The organism is Kribbella antibiotica (assembly GCF_004349055.1).
Classification (GTDB): domain Bacteria; phylum Actinomycetota; class Actinomycetes; order Propionibacteriales; family Kribbellaceae; genus Kribbella; species Kribbella antibiotica.
In genome coordinates this window covers 1-17,459 of record NZ_SMKX01000173.1, presented here as the reverse complement: position 1 = coordinate 17,459, position 17,459 = coordinate 1, and the positions used below count along the sequence as shown (strand labels likewise).

Annotated in this window: 18 protein-coding genes; 15 read left to right on the top strand and 3 right to left on the bottom strand. The window is 67.2% G+C overall.

Annotation, left to right across the window (positions count from 1 at the left end; translation table 11 throughout):
• Nucleotides 1-271: 271 nt before the first annotated feature.
• Together E1263_RS36530 and E1263_RS36525 are read right to left on the bottom strand one after the other, a co-directional pair.
• On the bottom strand, nucleotides 272-1,483 hold the full coding sequence (locus tag E1263_RS36530; RefSeq protein ID WP_132175950.1) for a pyrophosphate--fructose-6-phosphate 1-phosphotransferase: 1,212 nt from the start codon (nucleotides 1,481-1,483) through the stop codon (nucleotides 272-274).
• 71 nt (nucleotides 1,484-1,554) lie between these two features.
• Nucleotides 1,555-2,073: an Lrp/AsnC family transcriptional regulator gene (locus E1263_RS36525; protein ID WP_132175948.1), complete on the bottom strand. Its 519-nt coding sequence runs from the start codon at nucleotides 2,071-2,073 to the stop codon at nucleotides 1,555-1,557.
• A gap of 62 nt (nucleotides 2,074-2,135) precedes the next feature.
• On the opposite strand from E1263_RS36525, the gene E1263_RS36520 reads away from it, so the two are divergent.
• The 7 genes from E1263_RS36520 to E1263_RS36490 all read left to right on the top strand — a co-directional run bounded on the left by E1263_RS36520 (nucleotide 2,136) and on the right by E1263_RS36490 (nucleotide 9,246).
• Nucleotides 2,136-3,047, top strand: a complete 912-nt coding sequence (locus E1263_RS36520; protein WP_165956873.1) for a DMT family transporter — start codon at nucleotides 2,136-2,138, stop codon at nucleotides 3,045-3,047.
• Complete coding sequence (locus E1263_RS36515) at nucleotides 3,044-4,018, top strand: LLM class F420-dependent oxidoreductase (protein ID WP_132175946.1); 975 nt, start codon at nucleotides 3,044-3,046, stop codon at nucleotides 4,016-4,018. The genes E1263_RS36520 and E1263_RS36515 overlap by 4 nt, the downstream gene beginning before the upstream one ends.
• A 143-nt stretch (nucleotides 4,019-4,161) precedes the next feature.
• Nucleotides 4,162-4,854, top strand: a complete 693-nt coding sequence (locus tag E1263_RS36510) for a response regulator transcription factor (protein WP_132175944.1) — start codon at nucleotides 4,162-4,164, stop codon at nucleotides 4,852-4,854.
• The gene (locus E1263_RS36505; protein WP_238161870.1) at nucleotides 4,851-6,437 is read left to right on the top strand and encodes a sensor histidine kinase; all 1,587 of its coding nucleotides are present in this window, start codon (nucleotides 4,851-4,853) and stop codon (nucleotides 6,435-6,437) included. Before E1263_RS36510 ends, E1263_RS36505 begins: the two co-directional genes overlap by 4 nt.
• 106 nt (nucleotides 6,438-6,543) lie before the next feature.
• Entirely contained in the window at nucleotides 6,544-7,941 is a 1,398-nt protein-coding gene (locus tag E1263_RS36500; RefSeq protein ID WP_132175942.1) for a S1C family serine protease, read from the top strand.
• 94 nt (nucleotides 7,942-8,035) lie between these two features.
• A complete protein-coding gene (locus E1263_RS36495; RefSeq protein ID WP_238161868.1) occupies nucleotides 8,036-8,542 on the top strand; it encodes a DinB family protein in 507 nt (168 codons plus the stop codon).
• A 5-nt stretch (nucleotides 8,543-8,547) separates the two neighbouring features.
• Nucleotides 8,548-9,246: a pirin family protein gene (locus tag E1263_RS36490; RefSeq protein WP_132175940.1), complete on the top strand. Its 699-nt coding sequence runs from the start codon at nucleotides 8,548-8,550 to the stop codon at nucleotides 9,244-9,246.
• Between the two features lie 167 nt (nucleotides 9,247-9,413).
• Here the strand turns inward: E1263_RS36490 and E1263_RS36485 are convergent, their stop codons facing one another.
• Complete coding sequence (locus E1263_RS36485; RefSeq protein WP_132175938.1) at nucleotides 9,414-9,728, bottom strand: L-rhamnose mutarotase; 315 nt, start codon at nucleotides 9,726-9,728, stop codon at nucleotides 9,414-9,416.
• 106 nt (nucleotides 9,729-9,834) lie between these two features.
• Between E1263_RS36485 and E1263_RS36480 the strand changes: the two genes are divergently transcribed.
• From E1263_RS36480 to E1263_RS36445, 8 genes are all read left to right on the top strand, one after another.
• Entirely contained in the window at nucleotides 9,835-11,745 is a 1,911-nt protein-coding gene (locus E1263_RS36480) for a penicillin-binding transpeptidase domain-containing protein (RefSeq protein ID WP_132175936.1), read from the top strand.
• A gap of 20 nt (nucleotides 11,746-11,765) precedes the next feature.
• Nucleotides 11,766-12,110: a TFIIB-type zinc ribbon-containing protein gene (locus tag E1263_RS36475; protein WP_132175934.1), complete on the top strand. Its 345-nt coding sequence runs from the start codon at nucleotides 11,766-11,768 to the stop codon at nucleotides 12,108-12,110.
• An 88-nt stretch (nucleotides 12,111-12,198) separates the two neighbouring features.
• Nucleotides 12,199-12,561, top strand: coding sequence for a hypothetical protein (locus tag E1263_RS36470; RefSeq protein WP_132175932.1), 363 nt, complete (start codon nucleotides 12,199-12,201; stop codon nucleotides 12,559-12,561).
• 219 nt (nucleotides 12,562-12,780) lie between these two features.
• Nucleotides 12,781-13,782: an ABC transporter ATP-binding protein gene (locus E1263_RS36465; protein ID WP_132175930.1), complete on the top strand. Its 1,002-nt coding sequence runs from the start codon at nucleotides 12,781-12,783 to the stop codon at nucleotides 13,780-13,782.
• A complete protein-coding gene (locus E1263_RS36460; RefSeq protein WP_132175928.1) occupies nucleotides 13,779-14,582 on the top strand; it encodes an ABC transporter permease in 804 nt (267 codons plus the stop codon). The genes E1263_RS36465 and E1263_RS36460 overlap by 4 nt, the downstream gene beginning before the upstream one ends.
• Nucleotides 14,579-15,364: an ABC transporter permease gene (locus E1263_RS36455; RefSeq protein WP_132175926.1), complete on the top strand. Its 786-nt coding sequence runs from the start codon at nucleotides 14,579-14,581 to the stop codon at nucleotides 15,362-15,364. Before E1263_RS36460 ends, E1263_RS36455 begins: the two co-directional genes overlap by 4 nt.
• 15 nt (nucleotides 15,365-15,379) lie before the next feature.
• Nucleotides 15,380-16,468 carry a DNA polymerase IV gene (locus tag E1263_RS36450; RefSeq protein ID WP_132175924.1) on the top strand — a complete coding sequence of 363 codons (1,089 nt, stop codon included), beginning with the start codon at nucleotides 15,380-15,382 and terminating at the stop codon, nucleotides 16,466-16,468.
• Nucleotides 16,469-16,487: 19 nt separating this feature from the next.
• A complete protein-coding gene (locus E1263_RS36445) occupies nucleotides 16,488-17,321 on the top strand; it encodes an alpha/beta hydrolase family protein (protein WP_132175922.1) in 834 nt (277 codons plus the stop codon).
• Nucleotides 17,322-17,459: the final 138 nt, after the last annotated feature.

Below are 17,459 nucleotides of genomic sequence, written 5' to 3'. Positions count from 1 at the left end.
CGGCCCACCTGGACAGCTGGGTGGAACGTTTTGTGCAACTGGCGACCTGAAGTTTCCACCCGGCGCCGCTTTCCACCTCAGCCATAGCGAGCACCTCAAGCGCCGGTCACGCGATCGCCCACCTCGCCACTACCTCAACCACCCACCGGCCCCAGCCAAGCCCTTTATGTAACGCGGCCGCCGCGGCGACCAGCCCCAGGCAACGTGTCCGGCTTGTCCGGTACGGCGATCAACCATCCCCGCCGTACCGAAACCAGACCTTCGCGAGAAACTACGACTGGCCGATGGTGGCTTTCAGGCCGACGAACCACTCCACGGTGGGATCGAATTCTTTGCCGCCGGCGATCCGGGGGAACTCGATGGCGCGGAGTTCGTCGCCGCGGTCTTCGTCGTGGCCGACTACGCCGCTTTCACCGCGGAGGGCGGCGTCGACGGCGAAGTCGGTGCACTGCTTGATCAGGGCGAGGTCGGCGTCGTTCGCGGCGGCGGAGCGGCTGAAGTAGCCGCTCTTCTGGACCATGGTCTTCTCGGCGCCGATCCGCTCCGCGAACTGCTTGGCGAACCAGGCACCGGGGTTGATCGTGTCCAGCTTGACATGACCGAACGGGTCCCGGCCGACCTCTTCGCCGCGGGCTTCCATCTCGGCGACGATCGACGGGACGCCGGCGCCTTCGGACAGGAAGATGGTCACGCAGTCGTTCTCGTCCATCACCTTGCGCAGGCGCTCGGCCTCGGCGTCCAGGTCGATGGTTGCCTCCGGCACGTAGACCGCGTGGACGTCCCAGCTCGACTCGTCCAGGCCGATGCCCGGGTTCCACTCCTGCTCGTCCAGCCAGTCGCGGTAGGCCTTCGCGGTCGCGGCGGTCAGCCAGCCACAGTTGCGGCCCATGACCTCGTGGACGATCAGCATCCGCGGGTTGGAGCTGTGCTCGGCGACGACGTTGCGGGCGAACAGCGCGCCCTGCTCGGCTGCCGTCCACGCACCCAGGCTCTGCCGGATCGGGATGACGTCGTTGTCGATGGTCTTCGGCAGGCCGACGACGGTCAGGTCGTAGTCGTGCTCCTGCAGGTACGCCGCGAGGTCCGCAGCCGTCGTGTTGGTGTCGTCGCCACCGATCGTGTGCAGCACGTCGACGCCGTCGGCCACCAGGCGCTCCGCGGCGACCTGGAGCGCGTTCTGGCCGTCCTGGATCAGACCGCGCTTCACCAGGTCCGCGGTGTTGGTCAGCTTCACCCGGCTGTTGCCGATCGGGCTCCCGCCGAACTTGTGCAGCAGCGCCGCCTTCTCGCGCACCTCAGGCGTGACGACGACATGCCGCCCGCTGAGCAGGCCGTGGTACCCGTTCAGGTATCCGATGATCTCCACATCGGGTGCCACTTCCGTGTAGCGCTCGATCAGCCCGCCGACGGCGGACGACAGGCACGGCGCAAGGCCACCGGCGGTGAGCAGGGCAACTCTGCGGACAGACTTGTCGGCAGCCATGGGGCAGGTCCTTCCGGAGGTCCTCTGAGATGTCACTGAAATCAGCAACAGCGTAGTGATGTAGACCACCTTCAGCGGTGGTCGGTGCCCACCTGCCGGACATCGAGCGGGACCGAGCGCGGTGGGACCGGGGTGGAGACGATGAACGAACTGGTCGTCTGCCCGTGCACCAGGAACTTGTCGAGCACGTCTTCCAGACCGGCGATCGCGGACACCTGCACCCGCATCAGGAAGCAGTCCTCGCCAGAGATCCGGTGGCACTCGACCACCTCGGGAGTCCGCGCGGCCAGCTCGATGATCTTCGGGATCTGTCCCGGCCCGGGCCGGAGCCGCACCCATGCCGCGACCGGCAGACCCAGCGCACCGGGGTCCACCTCCAGCCGGTAGCCGCGGATCACCCCGGACTCCTCCAGCCGGGTCACGCGTTCACGCACGGTCGGCGCCGACACCCCTAGCCGACGCGCGAGCTCGGTCGTCCGCAGCCGCGGGTCGGCCTCCAGCTCGGTCAGCAGCCGGAGATTCAGCGCGTCCAGCTGCGGCTTCTCGATATGAAGGCTACGCAGACCTTCAGCGTTCGTTTCAGCAACCATCAGGGCCCTCTTTGATCCGTTTCGCCATGGGAAATCATCGATGTGGTTTCTAGGGTATTCACGTGTCAATCGTCGTGGAAGCTCCCGCCAAGAATCTGCTCGCCACCGCTGCGGCCGCCGTGACCGTGGTGTTGTGGGCCTCCTCCTTCGTCGCCATCCGGCACGGCGGCCGAGAAATCTCGGCCGGCGCTCTGTCACTGGCCCGGCTCACGGTCGGCAGCGTCCTGCTCGGGGTGTTCCTGCTGATCCGCCGGCGGCAGCAGCCGGCGGAACGCCAGTGGCCGGCCAAGCGTGACTGGATACCGCTCCTCGCCTTCGGTCTGCTCTGGTTCGGCGTCTACAACCTGACCCTGAACGAAGCCGAACGCCGCCTCGACGCCGGCACCGCCGCAATGCTGATCCACATCGCGCCACTGCTGATCGCCTTGCTCGCGGGCCTGACCCTCGGCGAAGGCTTCCCGCGCCCGATCGTGCTCGGCAGCCTGGTCGCGTTCGCGGGCGTGCTGGTGATCGGCATCTCGACCTCGACCGGCCGCGCCGAGACGTGGGGCGTGATCCTCTGCGTCACCGCCGCCATCTCGTACGCCGTCGGAGTCGTGTCGCAGAAGCCGTTGCTCAGCCGGCTTCCCGCAGCCCTGGTCACCTGGCTCGGCTGCACCATCGGCGCGATCGTCTGCCTCCCGTTCGCTCCCCAGTTGATCCATGATCTGCAGTCCGCGAGCGGCGCCACGATCTGGTGGGTGATCTACCTCGGTGCCTTCCCGACCGCACTCGGTTTCACCACCTGGGCCTTCGCCCTGCGCCGCACCAGCGCCGGCGCACTGGGCACCACGGTGTACGCCGTACCGGTGATCGCCATCGCCCTCGGCTGGCTGTTCCTCGATGAAACCCCGGCGCTACTCGCACTGGCCGGCGGCACCTTGTGCCTGGCCGGCGTCGCGATCTCCCGTCGTACCCGAAGGAGTAGTCGATGAAGTTCGGAGTATTCGTTCCCCAAGGCTGGCGGATGGACCTGATCGAACTCGCCGACCCGGTCGACCAGTGGGAGGCGATGACAGCGGTTGCCCGCGCCGCCGACACCGGGCCGTGGGATTCGATCTGGTTGTTCGACCATTTCCACACCGTCCCCGAGCCGGTGCGCGAGACCGTCTTCGAGGCCTGGACCGCGACTGCCGCGCTGGCCCGCGACACCCAGCGGGTGCACATCGGCCAGATGGTCGGCTGCAACGGCTACCGCAACCCCGCCCTGTACGCCAAGATCGCCGCCACCGTGGACGTCGCAAGCCGCGGCCGTCTGTACGCCGGGATCGGCGCCGGCTGGTCGGAACACGAATGGCGGGCGTACGGCTACCCGTGGACCGCACTCAAGGACCGGATGGGTTCGTTCGCCGAGTCGGTCGAACTCATCCACCGGCTGTGGACCGAAGACGATGTCGTCTTCAACGGTACCTACCACTCGGTCGACAAACCGATCGTCGCACCGCGTCGCCGACCACCGCTGTGGATCGGTGGCGGCGGCGAGCAGGTCACTCTGCGACTGGTCGCCCAGTACGGCGACGCCTGCAATTTCGGCACCGGGCAGGTCGACATCATCAAGCACAAACTGTCGGTCCTGCGCAGGCACTGTGACGCCGTCGGACGCGACTACGACGAAATTGTGAAGTCGACCAGCCTCAACCTGTTCCCGATCGATACCGGCGCGGACCCGGTCACCGCCAGTGCCAAGGCCCGCGGCCGGTACTCGGTCGACGAGTTCCGGGAGATCGGTGCTGCGGGCGGCTCCGGAGCACCGGCCGATATCGCTTCCACACCGCAGATCCGGGCCCGGCTGGAGCAGTTGCAGGAGGTTGGCATCCAGTACGTCGTGATCTACATCCCCGGCGTCGCCTACGACCACGAGCCGCTCCAGCGGTTCGCGACGGACGTCATACCGGCCTTTGCCTGAGTCAGCGGGCGGCGGTAGCGAAAACCTGCACCTCCTTTGCCACTGATCAGCGGGTTCTCAGGCGTTTCTCAACCCGACGGCCTACTCTCGGTTGCGCGGTGGTCTGTGCTGGACCGCCCACTCGACTTCGAGCGGAGAACGGCATGCGGGTACTGGTGGTGGACGACGACCGGGCGGTCCGGGACTCGCTGCGCCGTTCGCTGGAGTTCAACGACTTCGAGGTCGTCACCGCCTCCGACGGTGCCGAGGCGCTGGCCGTGATCTCGAACGTCGATCCGGACGTCGTCGTGATGGACGTGATGATGCCGCGCCTGGACGGTCTGGAGACCACCAAGGCACTACGGGCCGCAGGCAACAACGTGCCGATCCTGGTGCTGACCGCGCGCGACGCGGTCGCCGACCGGGTCGACGGCCTGGACGCCGGCGGCGACGACTACCTGACCAAGCCGTTCGCGCTCGAGGAGCTGCTGGCCCGCCTGCGCGCCCTGCTGCGACGGAGCTCGACGCCTGGCGAGGGCGGCCCACGCGGCGAAGTCCTCCAGTACGCCGACCTCGTGGTCGACGTGGATGCGCACGAGGTGCACCGCGGCGACGTGCCGATCCAGTTGACGCGCACCGAGTTCTCCCTGCTCGAGCTGCTCATCCGCAACCCGCGCCGGGTCCTCGAGCGCGCGGTCATCCTGGATGCGGTCTGGGGCTACGACTTCCCGACGACCGCCAACTCGCTCGAGGTCTACATCGGCTACCTACGCCGCAAGACCGAGGTGAACGACCTGCCGCGACTGATTCATACGGTGCGCGGCATCGGTTACGTGCTCCGGGACACCCCGCCGTGAGCGGTCCCGACAACAACTTCCCGTCGTACGCCCGGCGTGCACCTCAGCCGCAGTCCCGGCCGGAGCCACAGCCACGACCCCTTGCCAACAGCAACGGTCGGAACCTGGTGGCGAACACGCAGAGCTGGTGGCAGCGGAAGCTCCACCAACTGAGCCTGCACTCGCGCGTGACGCTGCTCGCCGCCGTCGCGGTGGGCCTGGCGGTCGCCGTCGTGAGCATCGCCGCCTATGTGTCGGTGCGGCAGCAGATGTACCAGAACCTCGACAAGAGCCTCACCGACCGCGCTGTCTCGGCCGCCAAGCAGCAGGTCCTCACGCAGCAGAACAACCTTGAGGGCTTCGGGCCGGAGGCGCTCGGTCTCAGCGACATCCTGCTCGGGGTTTACACAGCCGACGGGCAGCGGCTGGGCAACGAGGACAGCCCGCTGCCGCCGATGCAGTCTCCGGAGTTGGCGGTCGCCCAGGACCAGGACGAGATCAGCAAACGAACCGTTGGCGCCGCGATGGGTACGCACTATCGCGTAGTCGCCGTACCGGCGCTGTTCTGCGCGCAGCCAACCCGGGGTTCACCCTGCAACGCCGATGATCCCAGCGACTGGGAGCCGGCGGCGCTGGTGGTTGCGCAGTCGTTGAAGCCGATCGACCAGACGCTGCACAACATGGGCATCGTCTTGTGGGCGGTTGGGCTGCTGGGCGTGATCGGGGCTGCCATTGCCGGCAACGCGATCGCAGTCTCCGGACTGCGTCCGCTGGCGCGGTTGTCCGGGGCTGCTGAGCACGTGGCGCGGACTGCTGAGCTCAGGGCGATCCCGGTTGACGGGTCGGATGAGATCTCTCGACTGGCAGTGTCGTTCAACGCGATGCTGGCTGCGCTGGCGCAATCTCAGGATCGGCAGCGGCGGTTGATCGGTGATGCCGGGCACGAGCTGCGGACACCGCTCACAAGCATTCGGACCAACCTCGACCTGCTCGCCCAGGCTGACAAGCGCGGCGGCCTGCGCCCCGAAGACCGGCAGCAGTTGCTGGACGACGTACGGGCTCAGATGGATGAGCTCACCAACCTGATCGGCGATCTGACCGAGCTCGCTCGGGACACACCGCAGATTCGCAATGCGGAGCTCATCGAGCTGTCCAACGTCGTGGAAGACGCTGTCATCAAGGTACGGCGGCGTGCGCCCAACCTTGAGTGGGACGTGAGCCTTGAGCCGTTCCCCGTGTGGGGTGACGAGCGGCTGCTGGGTCGAGCGGTGACGAACCTGCTCGACAACGCGGCCAAGTACAGCGTGCCGGACGACGCGCGGACTGACGGCGTACCGGTGGGGCTGGTGACCGTGCGGCTGCAGGACGGCGTACTGACTGTCACGGACTCCGGGCCGGGGATCGCGGATGCCGACCTGCCGCATGTGTTCGAGCGGTTCTACCGGTCGAGTGAGGCGCGTGGCCTGCCTGGCTCCGGGCTGGGGCTGGCGATCGTGAAGCATGCGGCTGAGCAGCACGGCGGGATGATCTACGCCCGGAACGCGCCAGGCGCCGGCGCGCAGTTCACGCTCTGGCTGCCGCACGCCGCGACCCAGACCCGCTGATCCCTGGGAGTTTCCTGGCAGCCTTCAGGGGATCTTCACAGAGTTCTTCGGTAGCTCTGACGGGATCTTCAGGGGGTTCTCAGGTCCAGCAGCCAAAGTACTGCTCATGACCGACAACCAGCCGCCCGAGCCGAACAACGGTCCTCCCGTGAACAACGGGAACACCCCGTTCGGCTCCAACCCGCCGGAGCGCATGCCGCAGTTGCCGATGTATGGGCAACATCAGCAACAGCAGTTAGCTCCGCAGGGTGGACCGCAGCTGGGTCAGCCGGGTCAGCACCCCTCAGGTGGGAGTGCTTACCCGCAGTTCGGAGCGCCGGGGACGCATCAGGGGGCGTCCCCCGGCCCGAACTGGCCTTTCGGTCCGCAACAGCAGCAGCCGGTGGCTACGCCGGCCAAGCCGAAGCGGATGGGCCTGGCACTCGTGGCCGCGACCGCGCTACTGGTCGGGGCGGCCGGTGGCGTGGGCGCCGCCGCGGTGTACGCAGCCACGAACGACACGAACAGCGCGAACCCGTCGGTGACCGCACCGCTGAACGGCAACCAGGCCGCACCGGCCTCGGCGCCGGACGGCTCGGTGCAGAACGCGGCGGCCAAGGTGACGGGCAGCGTGGTGAAGATCGCGGTCTCCACCCAGCAGGGTGCGGGGACCGGGTCGGGCATCGTGATCAGCAAGGACGGCCTGATCGTCACCAACAACCACGTGGTCGGCCCCGCCGGGCAGGGCGGCAAGATCACCGTGATCCTGAACGACGGCCGCACGGTGCCGGCGACGGTCAAGGGTCTCGACCCACTGACCGACCTCGCCGTGATCCAGGCCGACGCGACGGATCTGACCCCGGCCACCCTCGGCTCCAGCGGCAAGCTCGCCGTCGGCCAGGGTGTGGTCGCGATCGGCTCACCGTTCGGCCTGCAGTCCACCGTGACGAGTGGGATCGTCTCGGCGCTCGACCGCCCGGTCACCTCGGGCGACGAAGAGCAGGACAGTACGACGGTCTTCCCAGCCATCCAGACGGACGCCGCCATCAACCCGGGTAACTCCGGCGGCGCCTTGATCGACCTCGCCGGCCAGGTGGTCGGTATCAACAGCGCGATCAAAACCGCGGGCGGATCGGGACAATCCGCCGGCGGAAACATCGGCCTGGGCTTCGCAATCCCGATCGACCAGGCCAAGCCGATCATCGATGAGCTGGTGGCCAAGGGCAAGGCCACGCATGCGCGGCTCGGAGTGACGGTCGGCGACGCGCAATCCACCGACGGGCTCACGAACGGAGCACGCCTCGGCGAGGCAACGTCGGGCGGTGCGGCGAACAAAGCGGGTCTGCAAGCGGGCGATGTGGTGACCGCTGTAGACGGTAAGGCGATTGCGTCAGGGGACGCGTTGGTCGCCGCAGTTCGCTCGCACCGCCCCGGCGATCAGGTCAAGATCACCTACACCCGGGCCGGCAAATCACAGGACGTCACCGCGACCCTGGCATCCGACGACGGCAAACCGACCGGCTGACTTTTTCACCGCCACTGAACAGGACTCCGGCCGCCCACCGAGCGGCCGGAGTCCCTCTTTTTTGGCATGCCCAGTGTGTGGTTGGGTCTATCGGGTGAACCTTTATGAGGCGCGGCCGCCGATCGTGGCCGACGAGCGGACCCAACTGATCGGCTGGCTGAACCTGCAACGGATGCTGGTACGGCGAAAGCTCGAGGGGCTGCGGGTGGAGGACGAGCACCGGGTTGTGTTCCCGGACTCGCCGTTGATGACGCCGGCCGGGTTGGTATCGCATCTGCGTTGGGACGAGCACCTGTGGTTCGAGGTCGTCTACCTGAATGTTCCTCGGGATGAGAACCCGACGTTCCGGAAGGATGTCGAGAACGCCGACATGCGGGTGGAGGGCGTCCCCCTGGCCCAACTGCTCGATGAGTTCGACGCCCAGTGGGCCCGCTCGAACGAGATCATCGCCGCCCACAGCCTGGACGACGTCGGCCGGGACCCGGAGTTCGCCCCGAGTCTGCGGTGGATCGTGATCCACGTGGTCGAGGAGACCGCGCGGCACGTCGGCCACTTGGACACGATGCGCGAGCTGCTCGACGGCCAGAAGGGGTATTACTAGTAGTCGTGGAGATTCAGCGGGCGGATGAGCGGTTCGTGACGTCCGAAGGATGGCTGGAGTCGCGGCACTCCTTCTCGTTCGGGCCGTTCTACGATCCGGCGAATGTCGGGTTCGGTTTCCTGGTGGCACACAACGACGATGTGGTTGCCCCGGGCACCGGCTTCGACACGCATCCGCACCAGGACCTGGAGATCGTCACCTGGGTCCTGCGCGGCGCGCTGGCTCACCGCGACTCGGAAGGCAACAGCGGCGTCGTACACCCCGGTCTCGTCCAGCGCATGAGCGCCGGCTCAGGCATCCGTCACTCCGAATGGAACGACTCTGCCGAACCGGTCCACTACGTTCAGATGTGGGTTCGGCCAGACCAGTTCGACCTCACCCCGTCGTACGACCAATCCGCCGTCGACCTCACCACCGGCGAACTCGTACCGGTGGTCTCCGGACTCCCCAAGCACGCGGCGGGTGCGGCGATCCGCCTCCACCAGCAATCCGCCGGCCTCTCAGCGGCCCGCCTGGCCCCGACCCAGTCCGTCGTACTGCCAGAGGCGCCCCACGTGCACGCATTCATCGCCGACGGCAGCGCGCACCTCGAGGGCGTCGGCCACCTGGGCACCGCAGACGCCGCCCGGCTGACCGATTCCGATGGCCAGCGGCTCACCGCGGGTCCCACCGGAGCCGAAGTACTGGTCTGGGAGATGTACTAGCCGACCCCCGCTCCGCGCCATTTGATGGGTCAGCCCACCCCGTTGCGGGTGGGCTAGCCGCATGCAGTGGGTAGACCCACAACGCCGTGGGTCAGCCCATCAAATGGGGTGGGCGGAGGCGCCGAGAGAGCTGTCGCCGCCGGAGGCGGTGTCCTTTGGCGGGTGTACTAGTCGGTTTGGTCGTTCATGGTCCAGACGTGGCGGAGGGGTTGTCCGCCACCGGCGAAGGCTTCGACGAACTGGCTCATGTGGACCTGCCAGCGCTGGTCGGTGGGGTTGTCACGGAGCTGGGCGACGGCGGCTTCGTAGTCGTCGCACTCCACCAGGTGGAACAGGTCGCGGCCGCTGCGCCAGATCGACCAGTCGGCGATTCCGGCGGCGCGCATGACGGTGATGAGCTCCGGCCAGACTCGGGCGTGTTCGAGTTCGTAGGCCTCTTCGGTCCCGGGCAGGAGCCGGCTGTGCAGGGCTAGGCGGGTCACAATCGTGCAGAATACGACAACTCCACGGCCGGAAGCTGCGTCGTACTTGGGTGGGTTGAGTAGTTTCGCCCTCGTGTTTGCCAATCGTCGTGCGAGAGTTGGAACCGTGAAGCGAACCACTGCTGTCGTCGTCCTGAGTAGTCTGCTGATCACCGCTGGTTGTTCCGACTCCAAGTCGGGCGACGGCGGGAAGGCGGATCCGAACGACGAGAAGCAGGCCTCCGCGCAGCTCGTCAAGCAGTTCGCGGACGCCTGGGTGAAGGCCTGGGCCCCGGACGGGAAGCCGACCGACGCGGCGGCGCTGACCGACAACCCGACCGCGTTCGGCAAGCGGCTGGACGACGTGGACACGGCGATCGTGGCCAGCACGGTGACCGTCGTGCCGCAGGGTGACGTGCAGTGCTCGAACGACACGACCTGCACCCAGGAGCTCGCCGTCGAGGCGCAGCTGCGCGGGATCGGCGCGATGAAATGGACCAGTACGGCGACCGCGGTCAAGGTCGGTGCGGACTGGAAGGTCAAGGCGGCCGGCGACACCATCTACCCGGGGCTCGGCGACGGCACGAACTATCTGAAGCGAGTCCGCACGCTCCCGGCCCGCGCCTCGATCCTGGATCGGCACGGCGCCGCGCTGACCTCGAACCGGCCGGTCGTCATCGTCGGGGTCGCCTCCGGCAACGTCGCGACACCGGCGACGTACGCGGCCTTCACCAAGAACCTCGATGTGGACGGCGCGAAGCTGTCCAAGCGCGCGAAGGCGGCTCCGGCCGGTCAGTTCGTGGACGCGATCACGATCCGCGCGGACCAGTGGGAGGCGCTGCGGCCGACGATGGGCAAGCTGCCCGGCGTCCTGACGATGGGCGGCACGCAGTCGCTCGCGGCCACGCCGACGTTCGCCCGCTCGCTCCTCGGCTCGATGAAGCTGGCGAACGAGGACACGCTGAAGAACGCCGGCCCGACCGCTTCGGCGCAGGACCAGGTCGGCGTGAACGGTCTGCAGTACGCGTTCCAGCAGCAGCTGGCCGGGACGCCCGGTGGCATCGTCAGCCTGCGTGACGGCAAGACCAAGCTGACGGTCAAGGAGATCTTCACCCAGAAGGGTGCCGCCGGGAAGCCGGTCAAAACGACGATCGACACCAAGATGCAGCAGGCGGCCGAGGCCGCGCTGGGCAGCCAGAAGCTGCACGCTTCGCTGGTCGCCGTACAGGCTTCGACCGGTGAGATCCTGGCGGCGGCGAACGGGCCGGACATCACCAGCTACAACCGTGCGTTCCAGGGCCGTTATGCGCCGGGTTCGACGTTCAAGACCGTCACCTCGGGTGCGCTGCTCGGCGCCGGCCTGACCACGAACAGCTCGCTGCCCTGCACCGACACGATCAACGTGTTCGGCAAGACCTTCAAGAACTACGACGCCCTCGCGGCGTACGGCGCCGGCACCATGCAGAAGGCGTTCAACCAGTCCTGCAACACCGCGTTCATCTCGCAGCACGGCAAGCTTCCGAAGGACGGGATGACCAAGGCCGCGGCGATGTTCGGCATCGGCCGTGACCTCGAGCTGTCCATCCCGGCGTACGGCGGCAAGGTTCCGGCGCCGAAGGACGATGTCGAGGAAGCTGCCTCGATGATCGGCCAGGGCACCGTGACCGCCAGCCCGCTGGCCGTCGCCCTGATCGGCGCCACCGTTGCCCACGGCACCGCCATGAAGCCGGTCCTGGTCCCGGGCAAGGACGCCGCCGGCACCGCAGCCTCCCCGCTGCCCGCCAACACGGCCGCCGCGCTCCGCACCTTCATGCGCACCACCGTCACCGGCGGCACCGCCCACGCCCTCGCCCAGAGCGGCACGGTCGGCGCCAAGACCGGTACGGCGGAGGTCGTCACCAACGGCAAGGTCGGCACCAACGGCTGGATGGTCGGGTACCGCGGTGACGTGGCCTTCGCAGTCATCGTCGAAGGCGGCGAATCCGGCGGTAAGGCGGCCGGGCCGATCGTGAAAAACTTCCTGGCCCGGTTCAAGTAGTCAGCTAGTAGGGTTTCTGGATGGAGACCCTGATTTGCCCGAAATGCCGCGGCGCGATGCGCACCTACGAACGCAGTGGGATCACTGTCGACCAGTGTGGTGAGTGCCGCGGTATCTTCCTCGACCGCGGTGAGCTGGAGCGTCTGGTGGACGCCGAGGCCCGCTTCAACGCTCCCCCGCAGGAGAAGCGGTCCGAGGAGAAGCGCTACGACGACAAGCGGTACGAGGAGAAGAAGCGGTACGACGACGACCGCCGCTCCGACGACCGTAAGTACGAGGACCAGCGCCGGTACGACGACCGTGGGTACTCCGGTCAGCACCACAAGAAGAAGCCGAAGTCTTTCTTGGAGAACCTATTCGACTGAGCTCGAAAGGGTTCTCCGCTCCGCAGTCGTCGAGTTACGTTCGGTGACGGGTCTCGCAGGGGGGCCTGTGAACGTGAGGAGAAACTTTATGCGGAAGCTTGCGAAGACTGCAGCTGGAATTGCCGCCGCGTTGGTGGGGGCCGGTGTGTTGCTTATGCCGGCTGCCAGTGCCACAACGACCGGCGTACTGGCGAACTGCCCCAGCGGCGCTGTCTGTCTGCAAGAACCGAACGGCACCATCCTCAGCAAGAACATTTGGTACAGCTACGGCGCACACAATCTGTCCGGGGTCACTGGAATCAAGTACGCGATCAACAACCAGACCGGCGGTGCGGGCTTCACTATCTGCTATGACCGCAACGGCGGCCGTTGCACTGACCCCCTGCGTGCGACCGGCACGTACGGGGCTTATGACTACACCCCGATCAACTCGATCGTCCTGGTGCGATAGCTCGTCGGAAGGACCTCGCTGCGGCGCTTGCCGGCCGTGGCGAGGTCCAGTCCATTGATGACTTCCAAACTCAGTGGACATCACTCTCTGCTTCGCATTAACGTTGAAGCGGTGACTACCCCGTTTCGAGATAGCTGCGCGCACGGTTGATTTCCCCGTGCGGGGCCTTGGGTTGCTACCCGGTCCCTGTCCAGTTCTCTCGAAAGCGGTGCCTCCACTGTGACGCACACCCATGCCATCTCTGCGCATGATCTGACCAAGACCTACACGTTCCACCAGCAGCGCGCCGGGCTCGGTGGCGCTTTGAAAAGCCTGGTACGGCGCAAGTACGAGACTCGGCTGGCGGTTGACCGGGTCACGTTCGCGATCGAGCCCGGTGAGGTCGTCGGCCTGCTCGGCCCGAATGGCGCCGGTAAGACCACGACTCTGAAGATGCTGTCCGGCCTGCTCTACAAGACATCCGGGGATCTCGATGTTCTCGGCCACACCCCGTCGGACCGCAAACACGACTATCTGCGCCGGATCGCGCTGGTGATGGGCCAGAAGACGATGCTCTGGTGGGACGTCCCGGCGATGGAGAGCCTCCTTCTGCACAAGGAGATGTACGGCCTGTCGACGGTCGAGTTCGAGCGCAACGTCGCCGAGCTTGCGGAACTGCTCGACGTACAGGATCTGCTCAACGTCCAGGTCCGCAAGACGTCGCTCGGTGAGCGGATGAAGCTCGAGCTGATGGCTGCGCTGGTCCACGGCCCGGAGATTCTGTTCCTGGACGAGCCGACGATCGGGCTGGACGTGGTCGCGAAGGCGCGGGTCCGCAGCTTCCTTGCCGACGTCAACCGTCTCCGCGGGACGACGATCCTGATCACCAGCCACGACATGGACGACATCGAAGCGCTCTGCTCGCGGGTGATGATCATCGACCACGGCCGGCTGCAATTCGATGGCGCGCTCGACGACCTCGTGCGGACCGCGCAACCACGCAAGCTCGTCCGGGCGACGTACGCGACGCCGGTCGACGTCGGCCCGCTGACCGCCTTCGAGGGTGTGAGCGCAGTCGAGGTTGATGGGCTCACTGTGCGGCTGGAGGCTGACCGCGCACGCACCGGCCAGATCCTGGAGCAGCTCACCCGGCTCGGCCCGCTCGTCGATCTCGACGTTGCCGATGCGGACGTCGAAGAGATCATGCGCGACCTGTTCCTGCGTCGCGGGGAGGCGTCATGATCCGCAATCTGAGGATCCTGCGCCGGATGGTCGCCGCCGAGATCGCCCAGCAGTCGATCTATCGCGGCGCCTGGGTCATCTTCATGCTGGCCAACATCTGTACGCCGCTCATCTCGCTGCTGATCTGGCGCACCGCGCTCGCGAACGGCGCGCAACTCCCCGTCGACGAGCGCTACATCACGACGTACTTCGTCCTGCTCGGGATCGCGACGATGACCACCTCCTCGTGGATGGCCGGCTTCCTCGCGAACGACATCCGGCTCGGCAAGCTGTCCAGCTGGATGGTCCGGCCGGCATCGCTGCTGCTCGGGTTCGTCGCGAACAACCTGTCCGAGAAGTTCCTCAAGGTGTTCGCGCTGATCCCGATGCTCGGCGTGGTCTGGTGGATCTTCCGTGACTCGATGAACGTCCCGCCGGGTTTCGGCCGCTGGGCGCTGTTCGTGGTCACGCTGGTCCTCGGCGCGATTCTCGTGTTCACGATCGACATCCTGATCGCGGCGTTCGCGTTCTGGATGGACGACGTGAGTGCGCTCGTCCAGGCCCGGGTGATCATCGGCTCGGTCCTGTCCGGGGCCGTCGTACCGCTGGCGCTGATGCCGGAGTGGTCGCGCGGGTTCATCAACTACCAGCCCTACCGCTACACAGTCTCGTTCCCGGTCGAGATCGTCGCCGGAAACCTGTCCAGCACCGAACTGATGACCGGTCTCGCAGTACAAATCGGGTACGTCGTTGCTGTCGGCCTGCTCGCCCGTTTCGTCTGGGCAGCCGGGATCCGCGCGTACTCGGCGGTGGGCGCATGAGGCACCTGCGGCTGTGGCGGCGGTTCTTCGCGCAGGCCGTCGTACGGGAGACGCATTATCGGGCGCACTTCCTGACCACGTTGCTGGTCGGGCTTGTCCAGCTGGGGCTCGGGATCGTTCCGACGCTGCTGCTGTTCGGGTTCACACAGGAGGTGCACGGGTGGACGCGCGCAGAGGTGATCGCGCTCGTCGGGGTCTACCAGGTCGTCACCGGGTTGATGGCGACGTTCATCGGACCGAACCTGAACCGGATGACGTCGTACCTGACCGAGGGTGAGCTGGACGCCGTGCTGTTGCGGCCGGTGTCGAGCCAATTCTATCTGACGTTCCGGTGGATCAATGTGGCCGAGCTCAGCAATGTTGCCAGCGGCATCATTGTGCTCGCGTTCGGGCTGGTGCAGTCGGGGCTGACGCCCAATGTGGGTCAGGTACTGCAGGCCGTCGTACTGGTGATGTGTGGGCTGGTCCTGCTCACGGCGGTGTGGTCGGCGCTGGTGTATTCGGCGTTCTGGCTGCAGTCGGTCGGGCCGATCGGGATCGTCTACTTGAGCGTCGTCGAGGCGGGGCGGTATCCGCTGACGTTCTTCCCGGTGCCGGTGCGGAGCTTCCTGACGTTCGTGTTCCCGGTCGCGTTCGCGACGACGTACCCACTGCAGGCGCTGTCCGGCGATCTCGGGTGGGGTTCGGTCGGGCTCGGGATCGGTCTGTCGGTGATTGCGGTGTTGCTGATCCGGCTGGTGTGGCAGCGTGGGCTGCGGACGTATGCGAGTGCCTCGAGCTGAGTTCAGGAGGGCGCGATGAGCTGGTGGGTCCTGCACGTGGACATGGACCAGTTCATCGCGGCCGTCGAGATCCGCCGCCGGCCTGAGCTGCGTGGTCTTCCGGTGGTGGTTGGCGGCTCGGGCGATCCGACGAAGCCACGCCAGGTGGTGGCCACCGCGTCGTACGAGGCGCGTGAGTTCGGTGTGCACTCCGGGATGCCGATCCGGGCGGCGTACAAGAAGTGTCCGGAGGCGGTGTTCCTGCCGTCGGATCCGGCCGCGTACGACGCTGCGTCGGCCGAGGTGATGGACACGCTGCGCGCGTTCCCGGTCGTGGTTGAGGTGTGGGGTTGGGATGAGTGCTTCGTCGGCGCTGAGACGGCTGATCCGGAGGCGCTGGCGGCATCGCTGCGAGCAGCCGTGCTCGAGCGGACGGGGCTGACCTGTTCAGTCGGGATCGGGGACAACAAGACGCGGGCGAAGCTGGCGACCACGTTCGCCAAGCAGCCGCGGTCGCACGCTTCGGCCTTCGAAGGAGCTGGGGCTGGGGTTCCGGGAGTGTTCCGGCTGACCGCGGCGAACTGGCGTGAGGTGATGGACCATCGGCCAGTCCGGGAGCTGTGGGGTATCGGTAGCCGGATGGAACGCAATCTGCAGGAGCTTGGGCTGGCCACCGTCGCCGACCTAGCGGCCGCCGATGTCGAGGCCCTGAAGCAGCGATTCGGGCCCAAGATGGGTGCCTGGTACGCCGCTCTCGGGCGCGGACTCGGCGACACCGAGGTGACCGACGTACCGCGGGAGCCGGTGTCGCGGAGCCGTGAGGAGACGTTCGAACACGACCTCGCGTCGGCCGCTGACGTCGCGGAGGAGTTGCGGCGGATCGCGGTCGAGGTCACGCGGGATGTGGTGGCGGAGGGGCGCAGCATCCAGCGGGTGTGGGTGAAGGTCCGGTTCACATCGTTCTTCACGCCGATCAAGAGCCGCAAGCTGCCGGCCATCACGCAGGACCCTGAGGTCATTGCCGCGACCGCGCTCGCGTTGCTGGCGAAGTTCGAGCTCAAGCGGCCGGTCCGGCTGCTCGGGGTCCGAGTTGAGTTCGCCGTTGACCCATCCTCGGATGCGTAGGCCCCGAAGTACCGTAGTGATGAGCCGACGCGCCCTACTCGCCGCCGCAGCCGCCCTGCCTCTGTCCGGCTGTTCCAGCGACCCTGCGGTGTCGGACGGCGCCATCCAACTGTCGTACGGCGACGACCCGTCGCAGGTCGCCTCGCTGCACCTTCCTCCTGGGACTGGCCGGGTGCCGACGGCTGTCGTCATCCACGGCGGGTTCTGGCAGAGCGCCTACGGGATGAGCCTGGCCACGCCCTTGGCCGCGGACCTCGCTCTTCACGGGATCGCGGGCTATGCCATCGAGTACCGCCGAGTCGGCAACGGCGGCGGCTGGCCCGCGACCTTCGCGGATGTCGCCGCCGCGATCGACGCCCTCGCTGACCAGCCCCGTGTCGACCTCACCAAGGTCGTCGCCATCGGCCACTCCGCCGGCGGTCAACTCGCACTCTGGGCCGCAGCCCGGCCTGGTCTGCCCTCCACCGCCCCCGGAGCCTCGCCCCGAGTCCGCCTCCGCGGCGCGGTTTCCCAGGCCGGCGTCCTCGACCTGGCCGCCGCTTACCGCCAGCAGGTGGGTGGGAGCGCCGTACAGGAGTTTTTGGGCGGGACGCCCGACGCCCACCCAGAGCGGTACGCCGCTGCCTCGCCTGCCGAATGCCTCCCGCTGAAGGTCCCGGTCGCGCTCGTCCACGGCACCCGGGACTCCGCCGTACCCCTGGTCCAGAGCCAGACCTACGCGAACGCCGCCCGAGCCGCCGGCGACACCGTCACCCTCACCGAGCTCCCGCACGTCGGCCACTTCGAACTCATCGACCCCGACGACGCCGCCTGGGCCACCTGCCGCACGGAAGCCAGCCGTTTGCTCGGCTAGAAGCGGACCGCCCCCACTCACAGTGAGAATGGTTGGCGTGGTCCCGCAGCGGTCTTCCTGACTCACCCACTCACTGACTTCGGGTCTTCAATTGGATCTGTCGGTCGACTCGCTGCGGGACCACGTCTGCACCCACCC

What these genes read in the sequence shown, in the direction of transcription:
- E1263_RS36530 (WP_132175950.1), bottom strand. Translation starts at nt 1,483, where the DNA reads ATGGCTGCCGACAAGTCTGTCCGCAGAGTTGCCCTGCTCACCGCCGGT.
- E1263_RS36525 (WP_132175948.1), bottom strand. Translation starts at nt 2,073, where the DNA reads ATGGTTGCTGAAACGAACGCTGAAGGTCTGCGTAGCCTTCATATCGAG.
- E1263_RS36515 (WP_132175946.1), top strand. Translation starts at nt 3,044, where the DNA reads ATGAAGTTCGGAGTATTCGTTCCCCAAGGCTGGCGGATGGACCTGATC.
- E1263_RS36510 (WP_132175944.1), top strand. Translation starts at nt 4,162, where the DNA reads ATGCGGGTACTGGTGGTGGACGACGACCGGGCGGTCCGGGACTCGCTG.
- E1263_RS36500 (WP_132175942.1), top strand. Translation starts at nt 6,544, where the DNA reads ATGACCGACAACCAGCCGCCCGAGCCGAACAACGGTCCTCCCGTGAAC.
- E1263_RS36475 (WP_132175934.1), top strand. Translation starts at nt 11,766, where the DNA reads ATGGAGACCCTGATTTGCCCGAAATGCCGCGGCGCGATGCGCACCTAC.
- E1263_RS36470 (WP_132175932.1), top strand. Translation starts at nt 12,199, where the DNA reads ATGCGGAAGCTTGCGAAGACTGCAGCTGGAATTGCCGCCGCGTTGGTG.
- E1263_RS36460 (WP_132175928.1), top strand. Translation starts at nt 13,779, where the DNA reads ATGATCCGCAATCTGAGGATCCTGCGCCGGATGGTCGCCGCCGAGATC.
- E1263_RS36455 (WP_132175926.1), top strand. Translation starts at nt 14,579, where the DNA reads ATGAGGCACCTGCGGCTGTGGCGGCGGTTCTTCGCGCAGGCCGTCGTA.
- E1263_RS36450 (WP_132175924.1), top strand. Translation starts at nt 15,380, where the DNA reads ATGAGCTGGTGGGTCCTGCACGTGGACATGGACCAGTTCATCGCGGCC.
- E1263_RS36445 (WP_132175922.1), top strand. Translation starts at nt 16,488, where the DNA reads ATGAGCCGACGCGCCCTACTCGCCGCCGCAGCCGCCCTGCCTCTGTCC.